This is a genomic window from Streptomyces sp. NPDC046805, assembly GCF_040645355.1.
GTDB lineage: Bacteria > Actinomycetota > Actinomycetes > Streptomycetales > Streptomycetaceae > Streptomyces.
The window spans coordinates 106,783-132,729 of sequence record NZ_JBEYYC010000021.1; the positions used below are offsets into that span (position 1 = coordinate 106,783).

Sequence of the window (25,947 nt, forward strand, 5' to 3'; positions counted from 1 at the left end):
GTGGCAGCGCCCACGGTGGCGTCATGTCGGATCACATAGATCCGGGGTGACGCCACCGTTTCCGTTGGGCTTGCGTGCCCATGTGATCGAACCCGGTGCCACCGTGCACATGCCCCGCATAGGCTGTGGTCTCGCGGGCGGGACATGGGCCCGGATCGAGCCGCTGATCACTGAACGGCTGGTCAGGCGGGGCATCGCGGTGACGGTGTACGGGCACGGGGAGGGCGGGGGATGACGGGGGAGACGGACGTCCTGGTGCTGGGCGGGGCCGGGGTGGACACCATCGTGTACGTGCCGCAACTGCCGCTGCCGTACGCCGACAGCTACATGATCGACTCCGGGATCCGCACCCGGGCCGGGCAGACCGGCGACTTCGTCGCGCTGGGGCTGAGCGCCCTCGGTCTGCGCACCCACCACCTCGACCTGCTCGGCGACGACCCCGAGGGCGACCTGGTGCGCGCCCTGCACCGGGAGCGGGGCATCCCGCTCACCGCGATCCCCCAGCCCGCGGGAACCAAGCGCGCGGTCAACCTGGTCGGCCCCGACGGGCGCAGGCTGTCCCTCTACGACACCAGCCGCGCCCACGCCGACGACCGGTTCCCGGAGCCCGTGCTCCAGGCCCTGGCCGGGGCGACCAGACACGTCCACGTAGCCATCACCCACCCCTGCGCCCACGCCCTGCCCGCCCTGCGCGCAACCGGTGTGTCCCTCTCCACCGACTTGCACGACTGGGACGGCGAGAACCCGTACCACGAGCCCTTCGCCCACGCGGCCGACGTCGTCTTCCTGTCGGCGACGGCCCTCACCGACCCCGAGCGGACCATGCGCCGTATCGCCGAGCGGGGCCGGGCGGAGGCGGTCGTCGTGACGGCCGGCGCCGAGGGCGCCCTCCTGCTGGCCGACGGCGCGGTGACCCGCATACCGGCGCTCACGCCCCCCGCGCCGGTGGTGGACTCCAACGGCGCGGGTGACGCCTTCGCCGCCGCGTTCCTCTACGGCCGCCTGACCGGCGAACCGCCCGTGCGGTGCGCCCGGTACGGCGCGGTGGCCGGGGCGTACGCCTGCACGGTGCCGTCGACCGAGACGGCCGCGATCGGCCGCGAGGAACTCCTGAACCGCGTGGACCACGCCGAGACGGAGACCGTCGGCCGGTGAGGGGCCGGGGGTCCCCTCCGAGCCCGCATCCCCGACCCCCGACCCCGTCAGTGCGCGTGCGCGTCGTTCGTCGCCTCGATCTTCTTCCATGACTTCGGCCGGACCGGAGCAGCCGTCGGGGACTGCGCGACGGACGCGGTGCGCGCCGCGGGTGCCGACGGCTTCGACGGCTGGAACAGCCAGGTGTCGAACAGTGCGCCCAGCGGCTTCCCGGACACCTGCTCGGCGTACTTCTGGAAGTCGGCCACCGACGCGTTGCCGTACGCGTGCTCCTTCGGCCAGCCCTTCAGGATGGCGAAGAACGCGTCCTCACCGACCTCGTTGCGCAGCGCCTGGATCGCCACCGCGCCCCGGTCGTACACGGCGGCGTCGAACTGGTGGTCAGGGCCCGGGTCGCCGGGCTTGACCGTCCAGAAGGCGTCGTCGGCCGGATGCGACGCGTACACGTAGTCCGCGAGTTCCTGTGCGGCGCCCTCGCCCTCGTGCTCGGACCACAGCCACTGCGCGTACCGCGCGAAGCCCTCGTTGAGCCAGATGTCCTTCCAGCCCTTCAGGGACACGGAGTCGCCGTACCACTGGTGCGCCAGCTCGTGCACGACGAGCGAGGTGTTGGAGCCGTTCGCGAACTGCCGGGGGCTGTAGTACACCCGCGTCTGCGTCTCCAGCGCGTAGCCGGTGGTGGTGTTGGGGACGTAGCCGCCGGCCGAGCTGAAGGGGTACGGCCCGAAGTAGCCGCTCAGCCAGTCGACGAGCTCCCCGGTCCGCTCCACGCTCGCCCGCGCGGCCCCGTCGTTGTCGCCGAGAGCCTCGCTGTAGGCGTTGACGACCGGAACGCCGCCGTCGGACGTACTCGTCGTGATGTCGAACTTGCCGACCGCGAGAGTGGCCAGATAGGTCGCCTGCGGCTTGTTCTCACGCCAGTTGTAACGGGTCCAACCGAGCCGCGACGTGGTCGACTGGAGCGTGCCGTTGGAGAGCGCCTGGGTGCCGTCCGGCACGGCCACCGACACGTCGTAGGTCGCCTTGTCGCTCGGGTGGTCGTTGCTCGGGAACCACCACCAGGCCGCCTCGGGCTCGTCGGCCGCGACGCCGCCGTCGGGCGTGCGGTGCCAGGTCGTGAACCCGTACGCGCTCTTGGTCGACGGCACCCCGCTGTAGCGGACCACGACCGTGATGGGCGTGCCCTTCGCCAGCGGGTTCTTCGGGGTGATCTCCAGCTCGTGCTGGCCGGAGGTGGTGAAGGCGGCCTTGGCGCCGTTGACCCGCACCTCGCTCACGTCCAGCAGGAAGTCCAGGTCGAAGCGGGACAGGTCCTGCGTGGTCCTGGCCTGGATCGTCGCCGTACCCGCCAACGTGTCGGTCGCGGGCTGGTACTGGAGCCGGAGGTCGTAGTGGGAGACGTCGTAACCGCCGTTGCCGTAGTACGGGTAGTAGGGGTCGCCAATGCCCGGAGCGCCGGGTGTGTGGCTTGCGGCCGATGCCGGGATCGCCAGCAGGAGGGAGGCCGCCGCCAGGACACCCGGCGCGAAGATTCTGCGGTGCACGAGAGCTCCAAGTCGTAGGGGCACACGGTCTGTTCGAAGCCTATTCAGACCCGGTGGCCCCAGAGCTGTCCACGGCACCTGCTGTCACACGATCGCCATTCGGCCGTCATGAACCCATTCGGCCGTCATGAAGCGATCCGCTGCACCGGCCCGTCCGCCCCGCAGGGCCGTGCCACCTCACGCGCCCTGTTTGTCACTCAGGTGCCCTCTTCTGCAGGGCAGTTCACCGGGGTACCGTCCGCGCATGCCGATTCGCACGCGCTGCACCCTTTGGAGAACGCTCGTGACAGCGGCGGTCGCCGCCCTGGTGGCCGCATTCCTCAGCCCGGTCGCGGCGCAGGCCGCCACCCGCGGCGAGAGCCAAGCGGTCTACTCGTACACGAACGCCGTCCGCGAGGCCGTCTGGGTGGACACCGGCCTCGACGAGGACGGCGACGGGAGGACCGACCGTGTCGCGGCCGACATCGTCCGGCCCCGCGAACCCGCCCAGCAGGGCCGCAAAGTCCCCGTCATCATGGACGCCAGCCCGTACTACTCCTGCTGCGGCCGCGGCAACGAGTCGCAGCTGAAGACGTACGACGCGAACGGTGACGTCGTCCAGATGCCGCTCTTCTACGACAACTTCTTCGTTCCCCGCGGTTATGCCTTCGTCGGCGTCGACCTCGCCGGCACCAACCGCTCCGACGGATGCGTCGACGTCGGCGGACGCTCCGACATCACGTCCGCGAAGGCCGTCGTCGACTGGCTGAACGGCCGCGCCCGCGCCTACACCAGCCGCACCGGCATCACGACCGTCAAGGCGAGCTGGACCAACGGCAAGACGGGCATGATCGGCAAGAGCTGGGACGGCACGATCGCCAACGGCGTGGCCGCGACCGGCGTGAAGGGCCTGAAGACCATCGTGCCGATCAGCGCGATCTCCTCCTGGTACGACTACTACTTCGCCAAGGGCGCCCCGCTGTACGACTCCGGCCCCGACTGGCTGTCCGACTACGTGGAGAGCGACGGCGCCCGCGCCCACTGCGCCGCCGTACAGCAGAAGCTCGTCGACGGCGCCCCGCGCACCGGCGACTGGACCGACCTGTGGACCGAGCGCGACTACGTCAAGGACGCGGGCAAGGTCAGGGCCAGCGTGTTCCTCGTGCACGGGATGCAGGACCTGAACGTCCGCACCAAGCACTTCGGCCAGTGGTGGGACGCCCTCGCCGCACACGGCGTCGAGCGCAAGATCTGGCTCTCCCAGACCGGGCACGTCGACCCCTTCGACTACCGCCGCACCGACTGGGTCGACACCCTGCACCGCTGGTTCGACCACGAACTCCTCGGCTACGACAACGGCATCGACCGTGAGCCGACGGCCGACATCGAGCGCCACCCCGACCAGTGGGTCACCTCGAAGACCTGGCCGCCGAGCGGCACGGGGACCACCACCCTCCGCCCGGCCACCGGCACCCGAGCCGGTGTGGGCACCCTCGGCGTGCGCCAGGGCTCCGGCACCGAGACCTTCACCGACGACCCGCGGCTGAGCGAGACCGACTGGGCCGCGCGGATCGGCACGTCCACCCCCGAGAAGGCCGGCTTCGTCACCGGGCCGCTCAGCCGTGACCTGCGCCTCTCCGGCTCCTCCCAGGTCACCGTCACCGCGACCCCGACCACCTCGACGGCCCATCTCTCCGCCGTCCTCGTCGACCTCGGCAAGGACACCATCCGCGACTACGCCGACGCCCACGAGGGCATCACCACGCTCACCGACCGCACCTGCTGGGGCGAGAGCACCGCGGGCGACAGCGCCTGCTTCAAGGCGACCCGAGCGAAGACGACACCGGTCGACTTCACGGTCTTCAGCCGCGGCTGGGCCGACCTCGGCAACCACGCCTCCGACCTCAAGGGCGCCCCGCTCACCCCGGGCAAGGCCTACACGATCACCCTCGACCTGGCGGCGACCGACCATGTCGTCCCGAAGGGACACCGCCTGGCGCTGATCATCGCGGGCACGGACAAGGACCTCATCGATCCTCCGTCCAGCACCCCGACGCTGACGCTGGACCTGTCCCGCACGGCGGCCACGGTCCCGCTGCTCGGCGGCCCCGCCGCGTTCACCCGCGCCACGGCGGGCACCCCGGACGCGGCGCGCGCCGCATCGGGGTCGGCGGCCCTGGAAGGCGCCGGGTCGCCTCGCGCCGCGCGGCGCGTCCCGATGAGGTGATCGGGATCAGGCGGCCGGGCGGCTGAGTTCGGCAGCGCGTTCAGGCGGCCGGGTGCGCCAGCCCGGCCGCCTGACGCGCGCAGCCCCACGCGACGGTGACGCCGGCGCCGCCATGCCCGTAGTTGTGCACCAACACCCGCCCATTCGGCAGGGGTTGACGTTCCACCCGCACGGCGTCCCGTGCCGGACGCAGACCCACCCGGTGCTCCAGGACCCGCGCCCCGGCGATCTCCGGCCGGACGGACGCGCACCGCGCGACGATGCCGGCGGCGATCGAGGGATCGGGCTCCAGTGACCATGCGTCCTCCTGCGCCGTACCGCCCAGGATCAGGACCCCGGGCTGCGGGAAGAAGTACGTGGAGGTGTCCGTGCCTTCCGCGCCTCCCGCGCCGTCCGAGGCGTCGTCGACGGACGTCAGCCACGTCGTGATCCCCGGGTTCTCCACGACGACCAGCTGCCCGCGCACCGGACGCACCGCCGGATCGGGAACCAGAGAACGCGCCCCCAGCCCGGTGCAGTTGACCACCACGGCGGCAGGCACCTCGGCGAGATCCGTCACCGTCCGCTCGGTGACCGTGCCGCCCGCCTTCAGCAACCGCATCCGCAGCCATGCCAGATGGGCCCGCATGTCGATCAACGGCAGCTGCGCCCACACCCCCTCCCCGGCATCCGCGTCGCGCAGCCCCGGCACCCGCGCCGCCCAGGAGCCCAACTCGCCCAGCCGCGCCCCGAGATGGACGCCCTCGACCAGACGCACGCCCGTCTCCTCCGGCCGCGCCGCCAACTCCTCGTACACGCCCAGGGATTCCAGCGCCCACGCCCCGACGAGAGGCTCCGGCTCGATGCGGTACGGCCACCACAGCGCACCGGCGACGGCCGAGGTCGTCCGCTCGGCGGGCTCCCGTGTCCACACCCGCACCCGCCGGCCGCCCTCGGCCAGCATCACCGCCGTCGTCAGCCCGATGACCCCGCCGCCGACCACGATCACATCGTCACTCGGTGTATGTTCCACGCGGGGACGATAGAGCCTGTACGCCGGAATATGTCATGCCGCGCTCACAATCGTCCTGTGCTGGGAATACTCACAGCATGTCTGCCGCACACGCGACCTTCGGCCTCGCACCGGCGATGCGCGCCGGCGGCGTCCACGCCGACGGCGGCTACCGGCTCCACCGGGACTTCCTGGACTTCGTCGTCGACGGACGCCCGCTGCTGTTCCGGCTCTCCGACCTCGACGCCGTCTCCCCGCTGGCCTCCGACGTCCCGCCCGCCATCTTCACCGCGCAGGTGCGCAGTCTGCTGCTGGAGACGGCCGCGCCGCTCCCGGGCGGCCGGTACGTCATCTACGGCTGCCCCGAGTGCGAGGACCTGGCGTGCGGCGCGGTCACCGCCGTCATCGAGCGGGACGGCGACGACTACATCTGGCGGGACTTCGCCTGGCAGACCGACGAGGTGGCCGACCTCGACTTCAACGGCTACCACGGCATAGGGCCGTTCCGCTTCGACGGACCCGAGTACCGTGCGGCCCTGGGCGCCCTGCTGGCCGGCGCCGACGTCACCGTGCCGCCCCGCCGCGTCCTGCTGATCGGCGCCCGTGCCGGTGTCCTCGCCCGGCTCGCCGCCGCCCTGCGTGGCATCGGCATCGGCGCCGACATCAACCGCGACGCCACCGACGTCTCCGCGGACGAACTGCGCTCCTACGGCGCCGTCGCCTTCGGCCGTGCGGTCGGCGAGGCCGAACGGGTCGCCGTACGCCGGGCGTTCGAGCGCGCCGGAGCCGACGTGCCCTTCGTGACCGGCCTCGCGCCGATCGTGCCCCTCCTCGTCGCGCAGATCGAGCACGCCCTCGACCGCGGCCCGCTCCGGCAGCGGCGCCTCACCCACCTGGCCACGGCGGACGGCTCCGCGCACATCGAGGTCACCTCGACCTGCCGGGTCCGCCTCACCACGTACCGCCTCGACCGGCTCTCCCGCACCCACACCCGCGAGGTCTTCGACGGCGTCCTGGAACCGGGCCGCCACCGGATCGCCCTGGGTGCCGAGGCGGTCAGGGGCGAGTCCTTCGTCGTGGCCAGGACCTCCGGAAGCGTGTTGGCGGAGGCGGTGGCACGAGGGAATCCCGGCTGAGCCGTCCGGCGCGCGGCATTAGTATCGGCGGTCTGATGACTGCCACCCTCGTCGCCAAGAACCTCGCCGCCGGCCACGGCGACCGCTCGCTCTTCTCCGGTCTCGACCTCGTCGTCGCGCCCGGGGACGTGATCGGGCTGGTCGGTGCCAACGGCGCGGGCAAGTCCACGCTCCTGCGGATGCTCGCCGGGCTGACCGCGCCCGAGGAGGGCGAGCTGCGCCTCTCCCCGCCGGCCGCCACCGTCGGCCACCTGCCGCAGGAGCCGGAGCGGCGCCCCGGCGAGACCGTGCGGGAGTTCCTCGCCCGGCGCACCGGCGTCGCCGAGGCGCAGCGCGTGATGGACGAGGCCACGCAGGCGCTGGTGGACGGGGCGCCCGGCGCCGACGACGCCTACGCGACGAGCCTGGAGCGCTGGCTGGACCTCGGCGGCGCCGACCTGGAAGAGCGCGCCGAGGAGGTGGCGGACTCCCTCGGCCTGGCCGTGGACCTGGACCAGCCGATGACCTCCCTGTCCGGCGGTCAGGCCGCCCGGGCCGGCCTCGCCTCGCTCCTGCTCTCCCGCTACGACGTCTTCCTGCTCGACGAGCCGACCAACGACCTCGACCTGGACGGCCTGGAACGCCTCGAACGCTTCGTCACCGGCCTGCGCGCGGGCACCGTCGTCGTCAGCCACGACCGCGAGTTCCTCACCCGCACCGTCACCAAGGTCCTCGAACTCGACCTCGCCCAGCGGCAGATCAACCTCTACGGCGGCGGCTACGAGGCCTACCTGGAGGAGCGGGATGTGGCCCGGCGGCACGCGCGTGAGGACTACGAGGAGTACGCCGACAAGAAGGCCGCTCTCCAGGACCGGGCCCAGATGCAGCGCTCGTGGATGGACAAGGGCGTGAAGAACGCCCGGCGCAAGGCGGGCGGCGACAACGACAAGATCGGCCGCAAGTTCCGCAGCGAGGCCAGCGAGAAGCAGGCCGCCAAGGCCCGCCAGACCCAGCGCATGATCGAACGCCTCGACGTCGTCGAGGAGCCGCGCAAGGAGTGGGACCTGCGCATGGAGATCGCGTCCGCACCGCGCTCGGGCGCGGTGGTCGCGACGCTGCGGGACGCCGAGGTACGGCGCGGCGGCTTCACCCTCGGACCGGTGTCGCTCCAGGTCGACTGGGCCGACCGGATCGCGGTGACGGGCGCGAACGGTGCGGGCAAGTCGACCCTGCTCGGCGCGCTGCTCGGCCGTGTCCCGCTGGACGCGGGCCATGCGGCCCTCGGCTCGGGTGTCCTGGTGGGCGAGGTCGACCAGGCCCGCAAGCTGTTCCACGGCCCGGAGTCCCTGCTGGACGCCTTCTGCGCCGCCGTACCGGACACCGAACCGGTCGAAGTCCGCACCCTGCTGGCCAAGTTCGGCCTCAAGCAGGAGCACGTCCTGCGCCCGGCCGCGACCCTCTCCCCGGGCGAACGCACCCGCGCCGCCCTCGCGTTGCTCCAGGGCCGCGGCGTCAACCTCCTCGTCCTCGACGAGCCCACGAACCACCTCGACCTGCCCGCCATCGAACAGCTCGAATCGGCCCTCGACGCCTACGAGGGCACGCTGCTCCTGGTCACGCACGACCGCCGCATGCTGGACGCGGTACACGTCACGCGCCGCCTGGACGTCGCGGACGGGAAGGTGACCTAGCGCTGCCGGGGGCGGCTCACATCCGGTCGTCGAGCCCCGGATCGCGGCCCGATGCCACGGTGGCGAGCCGCTCGACGTAGTGCTTCCAGCCCTCCTCGTGCGCGGCGCACGCCTCGGGGGACGGCAGGTTGCGGTGGACCAGGCGCAGGAAGGTTCCCTCGGCGACCGGTTCCAGGGTGATCTCGACGGTGGTGGAACCCGGAGGGATGGGCATGCCGCCCTCGGCCCAGCCCCAGGTGAAGACCAGCCGCGTGGGTGGGTCGATCTCGACGAAGCGGCCCTCCGCGACGTTCTCACCGGTGATCCGGCTCCGGTAGGAACCGCCCGGCTCGAAGCCGAACTCACCGTCCTCGCCCATCCAGGACAGCCACTTCTCCCGGTCGGTGAAGAAGGAGAACACCGTCTCGGGGCGAGCCGCGATGAGCCGCTCCACGGTGACCGTGTCCGTACTCAATGGTCCGTCCTCAGTCGTTCGTCCCTCCGGTGGACCCGGAGGCTCAGGTCTCTCCGTGGCGTTTCACGGGCTCGGTGTGCTGCTCCGCCCGCTCGGCCGCCTCCGCCAGCTCGGCGAGCGTGTCCAGCTTGGTGGCCCACATGGACTGCAGGTAGGCGGCCAGCGGGCCCAGGGCCTCGCGGTCGGCTCGGTAGAAGCGTTTCCTGCCGTCCTGGCGCAGCGTAATGAGTCCGGAATCTCTGAGCACTTTGAGATGCTGCGAGATCGCGCCGAAGGTAACGTCGAAGCGCTCGGCGATCTCGCCGGCGGACAGCTCCGCGTCCCAGACCAGACGCAGGATCTCGCGACGTCGGGGTTCGGCGACTGCCCGTACCGCTTCCATGGCATTCATTTTAGCTGCCACTTGAATTTTGGCGGCGTTCCACTGATCACTGGGGAGAGAGCCGATGAACGCCCAGCACACCGAGCTTCAGGTCGCCATCCGCGAGTGCGCCGACGCATTGGCCGCGACGGCAGTCGGCGTCGGCGAGACGCAGCTCGAGAACCCCACTCCCTGCGCCGAGTACACCGTCGGTCAACTCGTCGACCACCTCGGCGGAGCCCTTCAGGCCTCGGCGCGCGCCGCCCGCAAGGAGGCGCAACCCGGCGACGCTTCCACCGCTCCGGCCGTGTCCCCGAAGGGCCTGGCCGACGCCGCCGACCAGGCCGCGGCGGCGTGGGCCCGCCCGGCGGCGTACGACGGCACCACCGAGTTCGGCCCGGGGGAGATGCCGGCGCTCTTCGCCGCGTCGATCACCCTGCAGGAACTCGCCCTGCACGGCTGGGACCTGGCGCAGGCCACCGGCCAGTCGTTCGTCATCGACGAGGCGACCGGCCGGGTCGTGCTCGGCGTGGTCGGCCAGCTCGCCGAGGCCGCCCGCAGCCGGGGAGGCTACGCCGAGCCCGTGCCCGTACCGGCCGACGCCCCGCCCTTCGAGCGGGCGCTCGCGACGAGCGGGCGCAACCCCGAGTGGAGCCCCTGACCGACCCGTGTCTTCGCGGCGGGCCGCTGGGGCAGGTGGGTACGGCCGCTGCGCCGGGGCGGCGGGGCGCCGGTTCACCCGAGGACGGTGAGGGCGGCGTCGGCGAAGTGCGTGTAGCGCTCGGCGTGGGCGGTGGGCACGGCAACCCAGTCCTTCATCGCCCGGCCGGGTGCGGGCCGGAAGACGGCGGCGCCCGACAGCGCCGGCGCCTCGTCGAAGGCGGGGGAACCGGCCAGGAGGCGGAACGCCACACCCTGGTCGTCCAGGACGGCGAACGCTTTGCCGGCGGCGTTGCGGTCGAGCTGCTCGACGGGGGTCATCGCGGGGTCTCCGGGGCGGGTGGGGTGGTGCGGGTGGCCGTGCGGAAGGCGGGCCGGGAGGCCGGTCGAGGTCAGGCCTTCCAGTTCGCGTCGCGGCCGGCTGCCGCCAGCGCGCGCTCGAAGGCGTCGGCGTCGTCCGGGGCGGCCAGGGCCGGGCCGTAGGCGCCGGTGAAGCGGGCCCGCTCGGCGAGCTGCCCGACCGCCGCCAGCGCGGACTCGGCCGCCTCCGCCGTGAGCACCGGCCGGCGGCCGGTGGCGCGGGCCAGGTCCCAGCCGTGCAGGGCCAGCTCCTGCAGCGTGATCGCGGCTGCGAACTCGGCGGGCATCTCACCCGGGCCGAAGTGGGTCATGCCCTCCAGCGCGCCCGGCTCCGCCCAGGCCGCGGCGGCCCGGACGGCGAGGGCGGCCACATGGGCCGGGGCGCTGTCCACCGCGGTGTCCGACGGCGGCTGCTTCCGGGCCGCGCGGGCGGAGTTCGCCAGTACCGGGGCGAGGTGGCCGAGCAGCTGCGCGACGGTGAACTCGGTGCACGGGGTGGGCGCGTCCAGGGCCTCGGCGGGGAGGTCGCGCAGGATCTCGGCGAGCACGCGCGCGAACTCCGCCGGCGCGGTCTCGGCGGTGAACTTCGCAGCAGCCTCGCCGGTCTCCACGTACCGCTTGAGGACGGTCATCAGTTCGGCCCAGGTGCGCTCGACCATCGCGAAGTCCTCGTCGGCGTCGGCGAATCCGATGTGGTCGAAGCGCAGCTCGCTGCCCTGTCCAGTGGCCCGGATCACGTAGCCGATCTCGGTGCCGATCCAGGCGGGCGGGCCCGCGACGACGCTCATCGCGACCCGCTCGGCACTGTCCTCGGTGATCCGGAACTGCCAGGCAGGACCGGGGTAGCCGGGGAAGGTCAGGTACTGGATGCCGTCCTCGACGCGGGCGCGGTCGGTGAACCAGCCGGTGATGCCTTCGGCGGTGGCCACGGCCTCGCGGACTGCGGCGGGTCGCGCGGCGATGGAGGTGTGCAGGGTGATGTCGGCCATGGGGGGCGTTCCTTCGGGCTGGTCGGCGCTTCTGGGAACCGGAGCGCGATCCGGCGGTTGTTTCAGTGGCGACTAAAACATAGGGCGGCTCGGTGCGGCAAATTTTAGGGCTGACTAAAATATTGGACGCGTCGGACCGGCGCGCACCGCGGCGCGTGGTCTCACCACATCCGCGTGGCCAGCCCCGGGTAATGGACCACGCAGCCGTCCGCGTCCAGCTCCAGGTCGCTGCTGAAGTCGCCCGAGGCGTAGCGCACCCGCCCGCCGCCGCTCGCGCCGCCGAGATGGGTGTACGTCTGCCGGGAGGGCCGTACGGTCAGATCCGGCACGGACACCCACGCCATCAGGAACTCCCGCTCGCCGGGCTCCCGATGGAGGTCGTGCCGGAGGACGGGCATCGTGTTGGTGAGCGGGCACCGGCCCAGGTCGCAGTCGAGCGCGCCGTCCATCTCCGGCAGCGGCTCCTCGTTCGCGGTCCACCGGCCCTCGCCGTCGTGCCGCAGGTCCAGGGAGCGGGTGCCGTCCGCCGACTCGGCCGTGACCTGGAGCCGTCGGGTCACGAAGCCCTCGGCGGTGACGAGGACGTACGTGATCCAGTACGGCTCCGGGCGGGTCCCGACCGCGCGGCCGTGGGCGCCGAGTGCGCCCGCGCCGAACTCGACCCAGGCGGTCTCGTACCCCCTGCTCGCCAGTACGCCCCAGGTGATCACGCGAGAAACCGTCATGCCCTCACCGTACGGGCGCGGCGGGCCCGGCTCCTCCGGCACCGAACAGCGGTGGCGGAGGAACCGGGCCCGAATGCCTCAGCGGATCAGCGGATCAGCGGCGCCCGCTCTTCGGGTCCAGAAGACCCGCGCGCCGCAGCGCGTCCGCCATGGCGCTGTTGGCCGGCGGGGGCGCCTGGCGCCCGCCCCGGTCGCCGCCGCGGCCCTGCCCCTTGCGCTGCTGCCCCTGCCCCTGTCCCTGCCGCTGCCGGCGCTGCTGGGGCGGACGGCCGCCGCCACCGCGCTGCTGGCGCTCCTGCGGTGCGGCCTCGTCGTCCAGGCGCAGCGTGAGCGAGATGCGCTTGCGCGGGATGTCCACGTCGAGGACCTTCACCTTGACGATGTCACCGGGCTTCACGACGTCCCGCGGGTCCTTGACGAACGTCTTCGACATCGCGGAGACGTGGACCAGGCCGTCCTGGTGGACGCCGATGTCCACGAACGCCCCGAAGGCCGCCACGTTCGTGACGACGCCCTCCAGGACCATCCCGGACGACAGGTCGGCGATCTTCTCGACGCCCTCCTTGAAGGTGGCCGTCTTGAAGGCGGGCCGCGGGTCGCGCCCGGGCTTCTCCAGCTCCTTGAGGATGTCGGTGACGGTCGGCAGGCCGAACGTCTCGTCCACGAAGTCCGACGGCTTCAACGACCGCAGCACGCCGGTGTTGCCGACGAGCGAGGCCACCTCCTGCCCGGACGTCTTCACCATGCGGCGCACGACCGGGTACGCCTCAGGGTGGACGCTGGAGGAGTCCAGCGGGTCGTCGCCGCCGCGGATGCGCAGGAAGCCCGCGCACTGCTCGAAGGCCTTCGGACCCAGCCGCGCCACCTTCTTCAGCTGCGAGCGGGACGTGAACGGTCCGTTCTCGTCGCGGTGCGCCACGATGTTCTCGGCGAGCCCCGAGGAGATCCCGGACACGCGCGAAAGCAGCGGCACCGAGGCCGTGTTGACGTCCACGCCCACGCCGTTCACACAGTCCTCGACCACCGCGTCCAGCGAACGCGACAGCTTCACCTCGGCCAGGTCGTGCTGATACTGGCCGACGCCGATCGACTTCGGGTCGATCTTCACCAGCTCGGCCAGCGGGTCCTGCAGCCGGCGGGCGATGGAGACCGCGCCGCGCAGCGACACGTCCATGTCGGGCAGTTCGCGCGAGGCGTACGCCGACGCCGAGTACACCGACGCGCCCGCCTCGGACACCATCACCTTGGTGAGGTTCAACTCGGGGTGCTTGGCGATGAGTTCGCCCGCGAGCTTGTCCGTCTCCCGGGACGCCGTGCCGTTGCCGATCGCGACCAGATCGACCGCGTGCTCCTTCGCCAGCCGGGCCAGTTTGGCGAGCGCCTCGTCCCACTTGTTCGCCGGTACGTGCGGGTGGATCACGTCCGTGGCGACGACCTTGCCGGTCGCGTCGACCACGGCGACCTTCACGCCCGTACGGAAGCCGGGGTCCAGGCCGAGCGTCGCGCGCGTACCGGCCGGGGCGGCGAGCAGCAGGTCACGGAGGTTGGCGGCGAACACGCCCACCGCGTCGTCCTCGGCGGCCGTACGCAGCCGAAGGCGCAGGTCGATGCCGAGGTGGACGAGGATGCGGGTGCGCCAGGCCCAGCGGACCGTGTCCGTCAGCCACTTGTCGGCCGGGCGGCCGCGGTCGGCGATCGCGAACCTGCTCGCCACGATGCCCTCGTACGACGACGGGGCCGATGCCGACTCGGCCGGCTCCTCCGGCTCCAGGACGAGGTCGAGGACCTCCTCCTTCTCGCCGCGCAGCATGGCGAGGACGCGGTGCGAGGGCAGCTCGGTGAACGGCTCGGCGAAGTCGAAGTAGTCGGCGAACTTGGCGCCCGCCTCCTCCTTGCCCTCCCGCACCTTCGCGGCCAGCCGCCCGCGCACCCACATGCGCTCGCGCAGCTCGCCGATCAGGTCGGCGTCCTCCGAGAACCGCTCGGTGAGGATCGCCCGCGCGCCGTCCAGGGCGGCCTGCGGGTCGGCGACTCCCTTGTCGGCGTCGACGAAGGCGGCGGCAGCGGCGAGCGGTTCGACGCTCGGGTCGCCGAGCAGTCCCTCCGCCAGCGGCTCGAGCCCCGCCTCGCGCGCAATCTGCGCCTTCGTACGCCGCTTGGGCTTGTACGGCAGGTAGATGTCCTCGAGACGCGCCTTGGTCTCGGCGGAGCGGATCCGCGCCTCGAGCTCCTCGGTGAGCTTGCCCTGCTCGCGCACCGACTCCAGGATCGCCGTCCGCCGCTCCTCCAGCTCCCGCAGGTAGCGCAGCCGCTCCTCGAGCGTGCGCAGCTGCGCGTCGTCGAGCATCTCGGTCGCTTCCTTGCGGTAGCGGGCGATGAAGGGCACCGTCGAACCGCCGTCGAGCAGCTCCACCGCGGCCTTCACCTGCCGCTCTCGTACGCCGAGCTCCTCGGCGATCCTTCCTTCGATGGACCCTACTTCGATGGACTCGGGTGTCGTCACGATCCCGTACCGCCTTCTCCACTGAGGTTGCGCGGCAATTGTGGCAGGTGACATCGACAACCGGGGTTCAGGGCGGCTTCCGGCCCGGCGCGCGCGCCGGTGAGGCACCCCGCGCGCGGGCGCCGTCCGGTCAGGTCAGCGCTTTCCGATCAGGTCCGCAGGGAAGGCGCCCGCGGTGAGCGCGGCATGCGCGAACCCGGTCCCGAGCTCCGTCAGACGGTCCACGCCCGCCGCCCCTAGGTGCTCGTACGGAGCCCGGTCCAGCCGGTCCGTCTCCGCCTCGATCTCCTCGCGCAGTGCGACGCCCCGCTCCGTCAGCTCGCCCGCCGAGTCCAGCAGTCCGCGCTCCCGCAGCCGCCCACCGGCCGCGGCCCAGTCCTCCTCGGTCCACCCACGTGTGGTGAACACCCACTTCGGTGCCATCCCCTTGCCGGTCGCGGTGTGGGTCACCACCGCCTCCAGACCGTCGAGCCCCGCGGACAGCAGCACGGCGATGTGTCCGTCGCCGCGGTGTTCGCGCAGGAGCGTCGTGGCGTGCCAGAACGCGAGGTGCGGCTCCTCGGGGACCGGCAGGTCGGCGTGTGCGGAGTACAGCGGCCGCCCACCGCGTGCGCAGGCCTCGGCGGCACGCAGCGCGAGCCGCGCGGCCTCCGCCATCTCCTCGGAGGCCACGGCCTCCTCGCCCAGCAGGCGCCGCAGCGTCGCGTCGACGGCACGCGCGCGTGCCGCGAGGATCTGCTCGGGCGCGGCGGTCTCCCACACCGCGGGCACGTGCCGGGCCACCAGGTCGTACTTGTAGTTGTAGAACGTCGCCGCCACCGTGCCGGGCCCGACCGGACCCAGCGCGGCCCCCCGCACCGCGAAGTTGACGGCCCTGGGGTGCGTGAGGCCGAGCGCGGCCAGTTCCCTGCCCAGATCGGGCGAGAAGTAGTGCGTGGCGTGCAGGGAGTTGAGCGTGTTGTGGCAACGGCGGCCGGCGCGCGGCTCGATGGCGGCAGTAGTCATGGCACGCAGGGTACCGACCGGTCGGTACCCGCTTCACGTCCGAGTCGCGTACGGCACTTCAGCCCGACGTGGGCACGCTCCAGGTGAAGCGCGGCCGCCGGCGCTCCAGGAACGCCGCGACGCCCTCCGCGGTGTCGTCACTGCCGCGCGCCTGCTCGGTCCAGTGGGCGTCGCGGTCCGTGCGGCCGTTCGCGAACTCCTTGGCGGCGGCCTGCGTCAGCTGCGAGCGGGAGACCAGGGTCCGGGTGAACTCCGCCACCCGCTTGCCCAGTTCACCCTCCGGCAGCACCTCGTCGACCAGCCCCGTGCGCAGCGCGCGCTCCGCGTCGATCAACTCTCCCGAGAACAGCAGGTACTTGGCGGCCGACGGGCCCACCAGCGACACCAGCCGCCGGGTGGAGGACGCCGGATAGACGATGCCGAGCTTCGCGGGAGTCACCCCGAACAGCGCGCCCTCCTCGGCGAACCGCAGGTCACAGGCCGCCGCGAGCTGAGACCCACCGCCCACGCAGTGGCCCCTGACGGCCGCCAGCGTCGGCTTCGGAAACGCCGCGAGGGCCTCCTCGGCGCGCACCGCGAGCCGCTGCGCCTCCTCGGGCGAGCCCTGGAGGGTGGAGATGTCGGCACCGGCGCAGAAAGTACCGCCTTCACCGGTGAGCACCAGCGCCCGTACGGCAGGATCGGCGGCCAGCGTGTCGAGCAGCGGCGGCAGCGAGCGCCACATCGCGGCGGTCATGGCGTTGCGCTTCGCCGGGTGGTGGACGACGACGGTGGCGACCGAGTCGGTCACGTCGTACTGCAGCTGGGGCTCCATGCGGCGGATGCTATCCGGCCCCGCCGTACGGCCCGTCGGCGGCATGATCTGCCGGAGAAGCGCGAGGGCGAGCGGGGCCGTCAAACCCGTACAACCCGAAGAGTTCGCGAATCCGGCGCGGTGGGGACAGGAGCAGTCCCTACAACTGACCATGTCATACGCCAACGGTCAGATCCGCTCGATAACAGCTGACTTCTGTTCAGTCATCCGGGGCGGAGCGCATCGTTACCAACACTCGACGTGTGGTGACAATCGAGCGCAAGGGTGGCGACCGGACTATGGAAGATCACGGGCGCGGGGACGCCCCGCGCCCAGAGGCCCTGGCGGTAGGCGGCCGGCGGATGTCGGACCCACTGCCGTACGAGGGGGTGTGGCGGTTCACCGCCCCGGCCGTGGACACCTCGGTGCCGCAGGCGCGGCACGCCGTACGGGACCTGCTGATGCGCCAGGGCGTCCCGGTCTCGGACGACCTGGTCCACGGCCTGTTGCTGATCGTCTCCGAACTGGTCACCAACGCGGTCAAGCACGCGGCGCTGCTGTCGCCGATGCTCGCCGTGGAGGTCGCCGTCGGCGCCGAGTGGGTGCGGGTCTCGGTGGAGGACAACCACCCCTACCGGCCGACCGCCCTGGAGGCCGACTGCGGCCAGACCGGCGGCCGGGGGCTGCTTCTGGTCCGCGAGGTGGCCCGGGAGGCGGGCGGGGCGGTCGACGTGGAACACACGGCGAGCGGCGGCAAGGTGATCTGGGCCGCCCTGCCGCTCAAACCCGTACGGCTGCCGTGAGGCCGAGGCGCCTCACCAGCCCGCGGACGAACCCGTCAGCTCCCTGATCGCGGGACGGGCCGCGTCCAGGACGGTCATGAACCAGGACGAGAAGGTGTCCCGCGCATGCCGCTCGGCCAGCTCGGCCGGGGTCACGAACGCGGTCGCCCCGATCTCCTGCGGGTCCGGCGCGAGCGGGGTGTGCACCAGGCCGACGAACAGGTGGTTGTACTCCTGCTCGACCAGGCCCGAAGCCGGATCCGGGTGGTTGTAGCGCACCGTGCCCGCCTCGGCGAGCAGCGACGGGGAGACCCCGAGCTCCTCGTACGTCCGCCGGGCCGCCGCCGCGAAGGGCGCCTCACCGGGGTAGGGGTGGCCGCAGCAGGTGTTGGACCACACACCGGGGGAGTGGTACTTGCCGATCGCCCGCTGCTGGAGCAGCAGCCGGCCGTGCTTGTCGAAGAGGAACACGGAGAAAGCGCGATGCAGCTGCCCCGGCGGCTGATGGGCGGCGAGCTTCTCCGCGGTGCCGATCGTCACACCGTTCTCGTCGACCAGTTCCAGCAAAATCGCGTCTGCGGTGCCGTTCGACGTGCTGTGCGTCGCGGTGGCAGGTGTGATCGGCATACCCATCCTTCGCCTCGGTCTTCGCACCCCAAGTCTGCCGTACTAATCCGGCACTCCCGGTACTTCGGGTACGTCCGCATGTCCCGCGCGCGGCGCGGGCGGCGCACTTCCCGAACGGTCACCGGGAAGGGGACCTGGAAGGTGATCATGCCCGGTCAGGGGGCCTGAGAACCTTCGGGGGGCAGGTGAGGAGGAGGATGCGGGTGCAAACCGGTGGTGCGCTCCGGCGCGGACGGCGCGCGCCACCGCGGCCGGCGTTCCCCCGGAGTCAGAGACGCAGCCGCGGGGTCAGTGGCAGAGCCGCGCCTCGTGCTCCGCGTGGCCGCTCGGCTCCAGCTGGAAGGTGCAGTGCTCCACGTCGAAGTGGTGGCCGAGGCACCCCTGCAGCTCGTGGAGCATCTTCTCGTGGCCGATGGCGGTCAGCACATCCGAGCGCACGACCACATGTGCGGACAACACAGGCAGTCCGGAAGTGATCGTCCAGGCATGCAGATCGTGTACGTCCTCCACACCGTCCAGCGCCAGGATGTGTGTCCGCACCTCCGCCATGTCGACGTCCTTGGGTGCCGCCTCCAGCAGCACGTCGAGGGTCTCGCGCAGCAGCTTCACGGTGCGCGGCACGATCATGAGGCTGATCACCAGCGAGGCGATCGGGTCGGCCGCCTGCCAGCCGGTGGTCAGGATCACCGCCGCCGAGATGATCACCGCCACCGAGCCCAGCGCGTCCGCGGCCACCTCCAGGAACGCGGCGCGGACATTCAGGCTGTCCTTCTGGCCGCGCATCAGCAGCGTGAGCGAGATCATGTTCGCCACCAGGCCGAACCCGCCGAACGCGATCATCAGCCCGCCCGCGGTGTCGGCCGGCTCGAAGAACCGCTGGATCGCCTCGAACAGGACGTAGCCGCCGACGCCGAGCAGCAGCAAGCAGTTGGCGAGGGCGGCGAGGATCTCGGCGCGCGCGAAGCCGAAGGTGCGGTGGACGCTCGGCGGGCGGTTGGCGAAGTGGATGGCGAGCAGCGCCATGCCCAGGCCCAGCGCGTCCGTGGCCATGTGTGCCGCGTCCGCGATCAGGGCGAGGGAGTCGGCGGCCAGTCCGCCGACGATCTCGACCACCATGACGGCGAGCGTGATCGACAGCGCGGCGCGCAGCCTGCCCCGGTACGCCGCGGCGGCCGTACCGGTGGTGGGCGCATGCGCGTGCGCATGACCGTGATCGTGCCCAGCCCCCATGAAAACCGCCCTCCTGTGATCCGGCGCGGGGGCGCGGTGGACTGTCCCCCGGGATCACAGTGAACTACGGGTCGGGCGTACCCGGCAACGCGGCACTGAACACCGTTGTCATGTGCCCTGACCTGCGGAAACTTTCGCAGGTCAGGGCGCCCTCAGCCGGCTCGGACGTCACGGGGTGTGGTGCTGCTGCCAGCCCTGCCACGCCGACTCGACCATCTCGCGCACCCCGCGCCGCGCCTGCCAGCCCAGCGTCTCGGCGGCCCGCCGTGCCGAGGCGACCGCGCGCGGTGCGTCCCCGGGGCGGCGGCCCTCCACGACGGGCGCCCGCCGGTCGCCGGTGACCTCGCCGATCACCGAGATCAGCTCGCGCACCGACACCCCCTCACCGCGGCCGATGTTCACCGTCAGATCCCCGGTCAGGCCGCCGCCGGTGAGCCGCCGGGCCGCCGCGAGGTGGGCCTCGGCGAGGTCGGCGACGTGGATGTAGTCACGGATGCACGTGCCGTCCGGCGTCGGGTAGTCGGCGCCGAAGATCCGCGGGGCCTCGTCGCGGGTCAGCCGGTCGAAGACCATGGGGACGATGTTGAACACGCCGGTGTCGGCCAGCGCGGGCGCGGCCGCCCCCGCCACGTTGAAGTAACGCAGGCAGACCGTCGCCATGCCGTGCGCCTGCCCGGCCGCCCGCACCAGCCACTCCCCGGTGAGCTTTGTCTCGCCGTACGGGTTCACCGGCGCGCACGGGGTGTCCTCGGTGATGAGGTCCACATCCGGGTTGCCGTACACCGCCGCGGAGGAGGAGAACAGGAAGCGCTCGACGCCGGCCTCCGCCACGGCCTCCAGGAGGGTGGCGAGACCGCCCACGTTCTCCCTGTAGTAGCGGGTGGGCTGCGCCACGGACTCGGCGACCTGCTTGCGCGCCGCGAGGTGGACGACGCCCGTCACGCCGTACTCCGTGAGGACCTGCTTGACCAGGTCCGCGTCCATCGTCGACCCCTCGACGAGCGGCACCTCGGCCGGCAGCCGCGCCGGGATCCCGGCGGACAGGTCGTCCAGCACCACGACGCGCTCCCCGGCGTCGGCCATGGCCCGCGCCACATGAGCCCCGATGTATCCGGCTCCGCCGGTGATCAGCCAAGTCATGGTCGCCCACCCTATGCCGACGCTGCGGGAGGTATGCCCCATGTCCCCGATGCCCGGGATGGGGGTGCGGTTTGTGGGCCGACCCCCGGATCACCCATGATGATCGCGGCACAGGCCAGGGCAGACGGCGTCGACCAGCCCGTGAACGGGTGATGAACACCGTCCTCCGGTCATCCGATAGCCTCTGCCGAATGCCGTCCGGGCGCCGCAGGCCAAGCGGCGCCCCCACATGCAGACGACCGGCGCGGACGCGTCGGCACCCAGGGAGTGAGTTTCGGTTGTCGACCGTGATCGTCACCGGTCAGCCGGTACCCGGATCCTCGCTCGAGAGTGATCTGCGGTCCCTCGGCTTCGAGGTGCGGGTGGCCTCCGACACATCCGACACGGAGACGCTCCTCGCCGCCGTCCCCAGTGACGAGCGCGTGGCCGTCGTGGACGCCGGCTTCGTCGGCCACGTGCACGCGCTGCGCCTTGGCCTGACCGACCCCCGCTTCCCGCTCGCCGCCGTCCCCGGCGCCGTCACGGCCCAGCCGGCCGGCCGCCAGGCACTGACCCGGGCGATGGCCCGGGAGACCTCGGCGGACAGTGGTACGACGCCCTCGGCCCCGCGGGACACGGCAGGTGCCGTCACCGCCGTCGAGAGCCTCGCCGACCGCATCGTCGCCGCACTCGACGCCGACGGCACCGACGTGCACCGTCCCGAGCTCGGCAGCCTGGTCGCCGCCGTACCGGCCGACCCGCAGGCCCGCAACGAGGCCCGGCAGGCCGTGGCCGCCGTCGACGACGAGGCCGTACGCCTGAAGTCCGCCGTGAAGGCCCGCGACGGCTTCTTCACGACCTTCTGCATCAGCCCGTACTCCCGCTACATAGCCCGCTGGTGCGCCCGCCGGGGCCTCACCCCGAACCAGGTCACCACCGCCTCGCTGCTCACCGCCCTGATCGCGGCCGGCTGCGCGGCCACCGGTACCCGCACGGGCTTCGTCGCCGCCGGCATCCTGCTGATCTGCTCGTTCGTCCTGGACTGCACGGACGGCCAGCTCGCCCGCTACTCCCTGCAGTACTCCACGCTCGGAGCCTGGCTCGACGCCACCTTCGACCGTGCCAAGGAGTACGCCTACTACGCCGGCCTCGCCCTCGGCGCGGCCCGCGGCGGCCACGACGATGTATGGGCCCTGGCGCTCGGCGCGATGATCCTGCAGACCTGCCGGCATGTCGTGGACTTCTCCTTCAACGAGGCCAACCACGACGCCACCGCCAACACCAGCCCCACCGCCGCCCTCTCCGGCAAGCTCGACAGCGTCGGCTGGACGGTCTGGGTGCGCCGGATGATAGTGCTGCCCATCGGTGAGCGCTGGGCCATGATCGCCGTCCTCACCGCGTTCACCACCCCCCGCATCACCCTCTCCGTGCTGATCATCGGCTGCGCCATAGCGGCGACGTACACCACGGCAGGGCGCGTGCTGCGTTCGGTCACGCGGAAGGCGCGGCGCACCGACCGCGCGGCGCAGGCGCTCGCAGACCTCTCGGACAACGGGCCGCTCAGCGGGCTGCTCGCCCGCGTCGTGCGCGGCCGGTTCGCCTACCTGGCGCCGCTCAGCGCGGCCCTGGGCGCGGTCGGCATGGTCGTCGGCGCCTGGCAGCTGGGGGCGAGCTGGTGGCTCGTGCTCCTGGCCGGTGCCTACGTCCTGTTCTCCGCCGAGGCCCTCGCCCATCCCCTCAAGGGCGCCCTCGACTGGCTCGTCCCCCCGCTCTTCCGCGCCGCCGAGTACTGCACCGTCCTGGTGCTGGCGGCCAAAGCGGGCGTGAACGGAGCACTTCCGGCGGCTTTCGGGCTGGTGGCCGCCGTCGCCTACCATCACTACGACACGGTGTACCGCATCCGCGGGAACGCCGGAGCGCCGCCGGCCTGGCTGGCGCGCGCCATCGGGGGGCAGGAAGGACGGACGCTGCTCGTCACCGTCCTCGCCGCGTTGCTCACCGCCTCGCAGTTCACGGTCGCGCTCACGGTCCTCGCCGTGGTCGTCGCCCTCGTGGTGCTCGTCGAGAGCATCCGCTTCTGGGTGTCCGCAGGGGCGCCCGCAGTACACGACGAAGGAGAACCCGCATGATCGGCCTCGTGCTGGCGGCCGGCGCCGGACGGCGCCTGCGCCCCTACACCGACAGCCTCCCCAAGGCTCTGGTGCCGGTGGGCCCCGCGGGCATAGAGGGCGAACCGACGGTCCTGGACCTCACCCTCGGCAACTTCGCCGAGATCGGCCTGACCGAGGTCGCGATCATCGTCGGCTACCGCAAGGAAGCCGTGTACGAGCGCAAGGCCGCCCTGGAACAGAAGTACGGCCTCAAGCTCACCCTCATCGACAACGACAAGGCCGAGGAGTGGAACAACGCCTACTCCCTGTGGTGCGGGCGTGACGCGCTCAAGGACGGCGTGATCCTCGCCAACGGCGACACCGTGCACCCGGTCTCCGTCGAGAAGACGCTGCTCGCCGCCCGCGGCGACGGCAAGAAGATCATCCTCGCCCTCGACACGGTGAAGTCCCTCGCGGACGAGGAGATGAAGGTCGTCGTCGACCCCGCCAAGGGCGTCCAGAAGATCACCAAACTGATGGACCCGGCCGAGGCCACCGGCGAGTACATCGGCGTCACCCTCATCGAGGGCGACGCCGCCGCCGAACTGGCCGACGCGCTCAAGACGGTGTGGGAGACCGACCCGCAGCAGTTCTACGAGCACGGCTACCAGGAGCTCGTGGGCCGCGGCTTCAGGATCGACACGGCGCCGATCGGCGACGTCAGCTGGGTCGAGATCGACAACCACGACGATCTCGCCAAGGGACGGGAGATCGCATGCCGGTACTGACGAGGCTCATCCCCTCGCCGGTCGTCCTGGACATCCGCCCGGGTGCCCTCGACGACCTGGCCGCCGTACTCGCCGACGAGCGCATCTCGCACTCCGGCCGGCTCGCCGTCGCGGTGAGCGGCGGCTCGGGCGCGAGGCTGCGTGAGCGCGTCGCGCCCTCGCTGCCCGGCGCCACCTGGTACGAGGTCGGCGGCGGCACCCTCGACGACGCGGTCCGGCTGGCCGGCGACATAAAGGCCGGTCGCTACGACGCGGTCGTGGGCCTCGGCGGCGGCAAGATCATCGACTGCGCCAAGTTCGCGGCGGCCCGCGTGGGCCTGCCGCTGGTCGCCGTACCGACGAATCTCGCGCACGACGGCCTGTGCTCCCCGGTCGCGACCCTCGACAACGACGCGGGCCGCGGCTCGTACGGCGTGCCGAATCCGATCGCGGTCGTGATCGACCTGGACGTGATCCGCGAGGCCCCCGCCCGTTTCGTGCGGGCCGGCATCGGTGATGCCGTCTCCAACATCTCGGCCATCGCGGACTGGGAGCTCGCGGGACGCGTCAAGGGCGAGAAGATCGACGGCCTCGCCGCCGCGATCGCCCGGCAGGCGGGCGAGGCGGTGCTACGGCACCCGGGCGGCATCGGGGACACCGACTTCCTCCAGGTGCTCGCCGAGGCACTGGTCCTCAGCGGCATCGCCATGTCGGTGTCGGGCGACTCCCGCCCGTCCTCCGGTGCCTGCCACGAGATCAACCACGCCTTCGACCTGCTCTTCCCCCAGCGGGCGGCCGCCCACGGCGAGCAGTGCGGGATCGGCGCCGTCTTCGCGATGTACCTGCGCGGCGCGCACGAGGAGTCGGCGTACATGGCGACGGTGCTGCGCCGGCACGGGCTTCCGGTGCTGCCGGAGGACATCGGCTTCACCGTGGACGAGTTCGTGCGAGCCGTGGAGTTCGCCCCGGAGACCCGGCCCGGCCGTTACACGATCCTCGAACACCTCGACCTCAAATCCCACCAGATCAAGGACATCTACGCCGACTATGTCAAGGCCATCGGTAGCTGAACTCCGGCCGGTCGTCCATCCCCCGGGGGTGAAGGACCGGCGCAGCGGTGAGCACTGGGGTGGACGCCTCTACATGCGAGAGGTGTCGCTGCGGGTCGACCGCTACCTGGTGAACACCAGGATCACGCCCAACCAGCTCACGTATCTGATGACCGTCTTCGGTGTCCTCGCGGCCCCGGCCCTGCTGGTGCCGGGGATCGCGGGCGCCGTGCTCGGCGTCGTGATGGTCCAGCTGTACCTGCTGCTGGACTGCGTCGACGGCGAGATCGCGCGCTGGAAGAAGCAGTACTCGCTCGGCGGTGTCTACCTCGACCGGGTCGGCGCCTATCTGACGGACGCGGCGGTGCTGGTGGGCCTCGGCCTGCGCGCCGCCGACCTGTGGGGCCCCGGGCGGATCGACTGGCTGTGGGCCTTCCTCGGCACGCTCGCCGCGCTCGGCGCGATCCTGATCAAGGCCGAGACCGACCTCGTCGGCGTCGCCCGCCACCAGGGCGGTCTGCCGCCGGTCAAGGAGGCCGCGGCCGAGCCCCGCTCCTCCGGCATGGCGCTGGCCCGCCGGGCCGCCGGGGCGCTCAAGTTCCACCGCCTGATCCTCGGGATCGAGGCGTCCCTGCTGATCCTGGCCCTCGCGATCGTCGACCAGATCAGGGGCGACCTGTTCTTCACCCGGCTCGGCACCGCCGTACTCGCCGGGATCGCACTGCTGCAGACCCTGCTGCATCTGGTGTCCATCCTCGCGTCGAGCAGGCTGAGGTGAGCGCTGTGGAGTCCTCGAAGACGCCGCTGAAGGTCGGCGCGGTGATCATCACCATGGGCAACCGCCCCGACGAACTCAGGGCCCTGCTCGACTCGGTCGCGGGGCAGGACGGCGACCCGGTCGAGGTGGTCGTCGTCGGCAACGGCTCGCCCGTCCCGGACGTCCCCGCCGGGGTACGGACGGTCGAACTGTCCGAGAACCTGGGCATCCCCGGTGGCCGCAACGTCGGTATCGAGGCCTTCGGCCCGGGCGGCCGCGAGGTCGACATCATGCTCTTCCTCGACGACGACGGCCTCCTCGCGCGAAGCGACACCGCCGAGCTGTGCCGCGACGCGTTCGCCGCCGACCCGGAGCTCGGCATCGTCAGCTTCCGCATCGCCGACCCGGACACCGGCGAGACCCAGCGCCGCCACGTGCCGCGCCTGCGGGCCTCCGACCCGATGCGCTCCTCCCGGGTCACCACCTTCCTCGGCGGCGCCAACGCCGTCCGTACGGCGGTCTTCGCCGAGGTCGGCGGCCTGCCGGACGAGTTCTTCTACGCGCACGAGGAGACCGACCTGGCCTGGCGGGCCCTGGACGCGGGCTGGATGATCGACTACCGGTCCGACATGGTGCTGTACCACCCCACCACCGCACCCTCGCGGCACGCGGTCTACCACCGCATGGTCGCCCGCAACCGCGTGTGGCTGGCCCGCCGCAACCTCCCCACCCTCCTGGTGCCGGTCTACCTCGGGGTGTGGCTGCTGCTGACCCTGCTGCGCCGCCCCTCGCGCCCGGCCCTGAAGGCCTGGCTCGGCGGGTTCAAGGAGGGCTGGGCCTCCGCGTGCGGTCCCCGCCGGCCCATGAAGTGGCGTACGGTGTGGCGGCTGACCCGACTGGGCCGCCCTCCCGTCATCTGACAAGCTCGGAGCGGCGAGCACCCGGGCCCGGCCCGGGCTCCCGGCTCCGATCGG

24 protein-coding genes are annotated in these 25,947 nt (G+C 72.0%); 11 read left to right on the plus strand and 13 right to left on the minus strand.

The window, feature by feature from the left end:
* Positions 1–231: 231 nt before the first annotated feature.
* Positions 232–1,155: an adenosine kinase gene (locus tag ABZ910_RS22835; RefSeq protein WP_361368009.1), complete on the plus strand. Its 924-nt coding sequence runs from the start codon at positions 232–234 to the stop codon at positions 1,153–1,155.
* Between the two features lie 47 nt (positions 1,156–1,202).
* Here the strand turns inward: ABZ910_RS22835 and ABZ910_RS22840 are convergent, their stop codons facing one another.
* The gene (locus ABZ910_RS22840) at positions 1,203–2,699 is read right to left on the minus strand and encodes a M1 family metallopeptidase (protein ID WP_361368012.1); all 1,497 of its coding nucleotides are present in this window, start codon (positions 2,697–2,699) and stop codon (positions 1,203–1,205) included.
* A gap of 244 nt (positions 2,700–2,943) precedes the next feature.
* On the opposite strand from ABZ910_RS22840, the gene ABZ910_RS22845 reads away from it, so the two are divergent.
* Positions 2,944–4,905 carry a Xaa-Pro dipeptidyl-peptidase gene (locus ABZ910_RS22845; RefSeq protein WP_361368015.1) on the plus strand — a complete coding sequence of 654 codons (1,962 nt, stop codon included), beginning with the start codon at positions 2,944–2,946 and terminating at the stop codon, positions 4,903–4,905.
* Positions 4,906–4,945: 40 nt separating this feature from the next.
* On the opposite strand, the gene ABZ910_RS22850 is transcribed toward ABZ910_RS22845, so the two are convergent.
* Positions 4,946–5,848, minus strand: coding sequence for an FAD-dependent oxidoreductase (locus tag ABZ910_RS22850; RefSeq protein WP_361368134.1), 903 nt, complete (start codon positions 5,846–5,848; stop codon positions 4,946–4,948).
* Positions 5,849–5,994: 146 nt separating this feature from the next.
* Between ABZ910_RS22850 and ABZ910_RS22855 the strand changes: the two genes are divergently transcribed.
* A complete protein-coding gene (locus ABZ910_RS22855; protein ID WP_361368018.1) occupies positions 5,995–7,032 on the plus strand; it encodes an oxidoreductase in 1,038 nt (345 codons plus the stop codon).
* A 35-nt stretch (positions 7,033–7,067) separates the two neighbouring features.
* Complete coding sequence (locus tag ABZ910_RS22860) at positions 7,068–8,702, plus strand: ABC-F family ATP-binding cassette domain-containing protein (protein ID WP_361368021.1); 1,635 nt, start codon at positions 7,068–7,070, stop codon at positions 8,700–8,702.
* Between the two features lie 16 nt (positions 8,703–8,718).
* Here the strand turns inward: ABZ910_RS22860 and ABZ910_RS22865 are convergent, their stop codons facing one another.
* Together ABZ910_RS22865 and ABZ910_RS22870 are read right to left on the minus strand one after the other, a co-directional pair.
* Complete coding sequence (locus ABZ910_RS22865; protein ID WP_361368024.1) at positions 8,719–9,156, minus strand: SRPBCC domain-containing protein; 438 nt, start codon at positions 9,154–9,156, stop codon at positions 8,719–8,721.
* Positions 9,157–9,199: 43 nt separating this feature from the next.
* Positions 9,200–9,538 carry a metalloregulator ArsR/SmtB family transcription factor gene (locus ABZ910_RS22870; RefSeq protein ID WP_361368027.1) on the minus strand — a complete coding sequence of 113 codons (339 nt, stop codon included), beginning with the start codon at positions 9,536–9,538 and terminating at the stop codon, positions 9,200–9,202.
* A gap of 64 nt (positions 9,539–9,602) precedes the next feature.
* Here ABZ910_RS22870 and ABZ910_RS22875 point away from each other — a divergent pair, with 64 nt between their 5' ends.
* Entirely contained in the window at positions 9,603–10,178 is a 576-nt protein-coding gene (locus ABZ910_RS22875; RefSeq protein ID WP_361368030.1) for a TIGR03086 family metal-binding protein, read from the plus strand.
* Positions 10,179–10,252: 74 nt separating this feature from the next.
* Here ABZ910_RS22875 and ABZ910_RS22880 read toward each other — a convergent pair whose 3' ends face one another.
* From ABZ910_RS22880 to ABZ910_RS22905, 6 genes are all read right to left on the minus strand, one after another.
* Positions 10,253–10,498, minus strand: a complete 246-nt coding sequence (locus tag ABZ910_RS22880) for a hypothetical protein (RefSeq protein WP_361368033.1) — start codon at positions 10,496–10,498, stop codon at positions 10,253–10,255.
* A 71-nt stretch (positions 10,499–10,569) separates the two neighbouring features.
* Entirely contained in the window at positions 10,570–11,526 is a 957-nt protein-coding gene (locus tag ABZ910_RS22885) for a TIGR03086 family metal-binding protein (RefSeq protein ID WP_361368036.1), read from the minus strand.
* A gap of 161 nt (positions 11,527–11,687) precedes the next feature.
* A complete protein-coding gene (locus ABZ910_RS22890; protein WP_361368039.1) occupies positions 11,688–12,251 on the minus strand; it encodes a putative glycolipid-binding domain-containing protein in 564 nt (187 codons plus the stop codon).
* A gap of 94 nt (positions 12,252–12,345) precedes the next feature.
* Positions 12,346–14,754 (minus strand): Tex family protein, encoded by a 2,409-nt coding sequence (locus ABZ910_RS22895; RefSeq protein WP_361368042.1) that lies wholly within the window; start codon positions 14,752–14,754, stop codon positions 12,346–12,348.
* A gap of 135 nt (positions 14,755–14,889) precedes the next feature.
* Complete coding sequence (locus tag ABZ910_RS22900) at positions 14,890–15,759, minus strand: hypothetical protein (protein WP_361368045.1); 870 nt, start codon at positions 15,757–15,759, stop codon at positions 14,890–14,892.
* A gap of 58 nt (positions 15,760–15,817) precedes the next feature.
* A complete protein-coding gene (locus tag ABZ910_RS22905) occupies positions 15,818–16,573 on the minus strand; it encodes an enoyl-CoA hydratase/isomerase family protein (protein WP_361368048.1) in 756 nt (251 codons plus the stop codon).
* A 278-nt stretch (positions 16,574–16,851) separates the two neighbouring features.
* Here ABZ910_RS22905 and ABZ910_RS22910 point away from each other — a divergent pair, with 278 nt between their 5' ends.
* Positions 16,852–17,355, plus strand: coding sequence for an ATP-binding protein (locus tag ABZ910_RS22910; protein WP_361368051.1), 504 nt, complete (start codon positions 16,852–16,854; stop codon positions 17,353–17,355).
* Between the two features lie 12 nt (positions 17,356–17,367).
* Here the strand turns inward: ABZ910_RS22910 and idi are convergent, their stop codons facing one another.
* From idi to galE, 3 genes are all read right to left on the minus strand, one after another.
* Positions 17,368–17,961 carry an isopentenyl-diphosphate Delta-isomerase gene (idi, locus tag ABZ910_RS22915; protein ID WP_361368053.1) on the minus strand — a complete coding sequence of 198 codons (594 nt, stop codon included), beginning with the start codon at positions 17,959–17,961 and terminating at the stop codon, positions 17,368–17,370.
* A gap of 288 nt (positions 17,962–18,249) precedes the next feature.
* Positions 18,250–19,191, minus strand: coding sequence for a cation diffusion facilitator family transporter (locus tag ABZ910_RS22920; protein WP_361368056.1), 942 nt, complete (start codon positions 19,189–19,191; stop codon positions 18,250–18,252).
* Positions 19,192–19,359: 168 nt separating this feature from the next.
* Entirely contained in the window at positions 19,360–20,331 is a 972-nt protein-coding gene (gene galE / locus ABZ910_RS22925; protein WP_361368060.1) for a UDP-glucose 4-epimerase GalE, read from the minus strand.
* A gap of 278 nt (positions 20,332–20,609) precedes the next feature.
* Here galE and ABZ910_RS22930 point away from each other — a divergent pair, with 278 nt between their 5' ends.
* The 5 genes from ABZ910_RS22930 to ABZ910_RS22950 are packed head-to-tail and all read left to right on the plus strand — an operon-like array spanning position 20,610 to position 25,893.
* A complete protein-coding gene (locus ABZ910_RS22930) occupies positions 20,610–22,439 on the plus strand; it encodes a DUF5941 domain-containing protein (RefSeq protein WP_361368062.1) in 1,830 nt (609 codons plus the stop codon).
* On the plus strand, positions 22,436–23,188 hold the full coding sequence (locus ABZ910_RS22935; RefSeq protein WP_361368065.1) for a phosphocholine cytidylyltransferase family protein: 753 nt from the start codon (positions 22,436–22,438) through the stop codon (positions 23,186–23,188). The genes ABZ910_RS22930 and ABZ910_RS22935 overlap by 4 nt, the downstream gene beginning before the upstream one ends.
* Positions 23,176–24,237, plus strand: coding sequence for an iron-containing alcohol dehydrogenase family protein (locus ABZ910_RS22940; protein WP_361368068.1), 1,062 nt, complete (start codon positions 23,176–23,178; stop codon positions 24,235–24,237). Before ABZ910_RS22935 ends, ABZ910_RS22940 begins: the two co-directional genes overlap by 13 nt.
* Positions 24,215–24,994 carry a CDP-alcohol phosphatidyltransferase family protein gene (locus ABZ910_RS22945; RefSeq protein WP_361368071.1) on the plus strand — a complete coding sequence of 260 codons (780 nt, stop codon included), beginning with the start codon at positions 24,215–24,217 and terminating at the stop codon, positions 24,992–24,994. The genes ABZ910_RS22940 and ABZ910_RS22945 overlap by 23 nt, the downstream gene beginning before the upstream one ends.
* 26 nt (positions 24,995–25,020) lie before the next feature.
* Positions 25,021–25,893, plus strand: a complete 873-nt coding sequence (locus ABZ910_RS22950) for a glycosyltransferase family 2 protein (protein ID WP_361368137.1) — start codon at positions 25,021–25,023, stop codon at positions 25,891–25,893.
* The last annotated feature ends 54 nt before the right edge of the window (positions 25,894–25,947 follow it).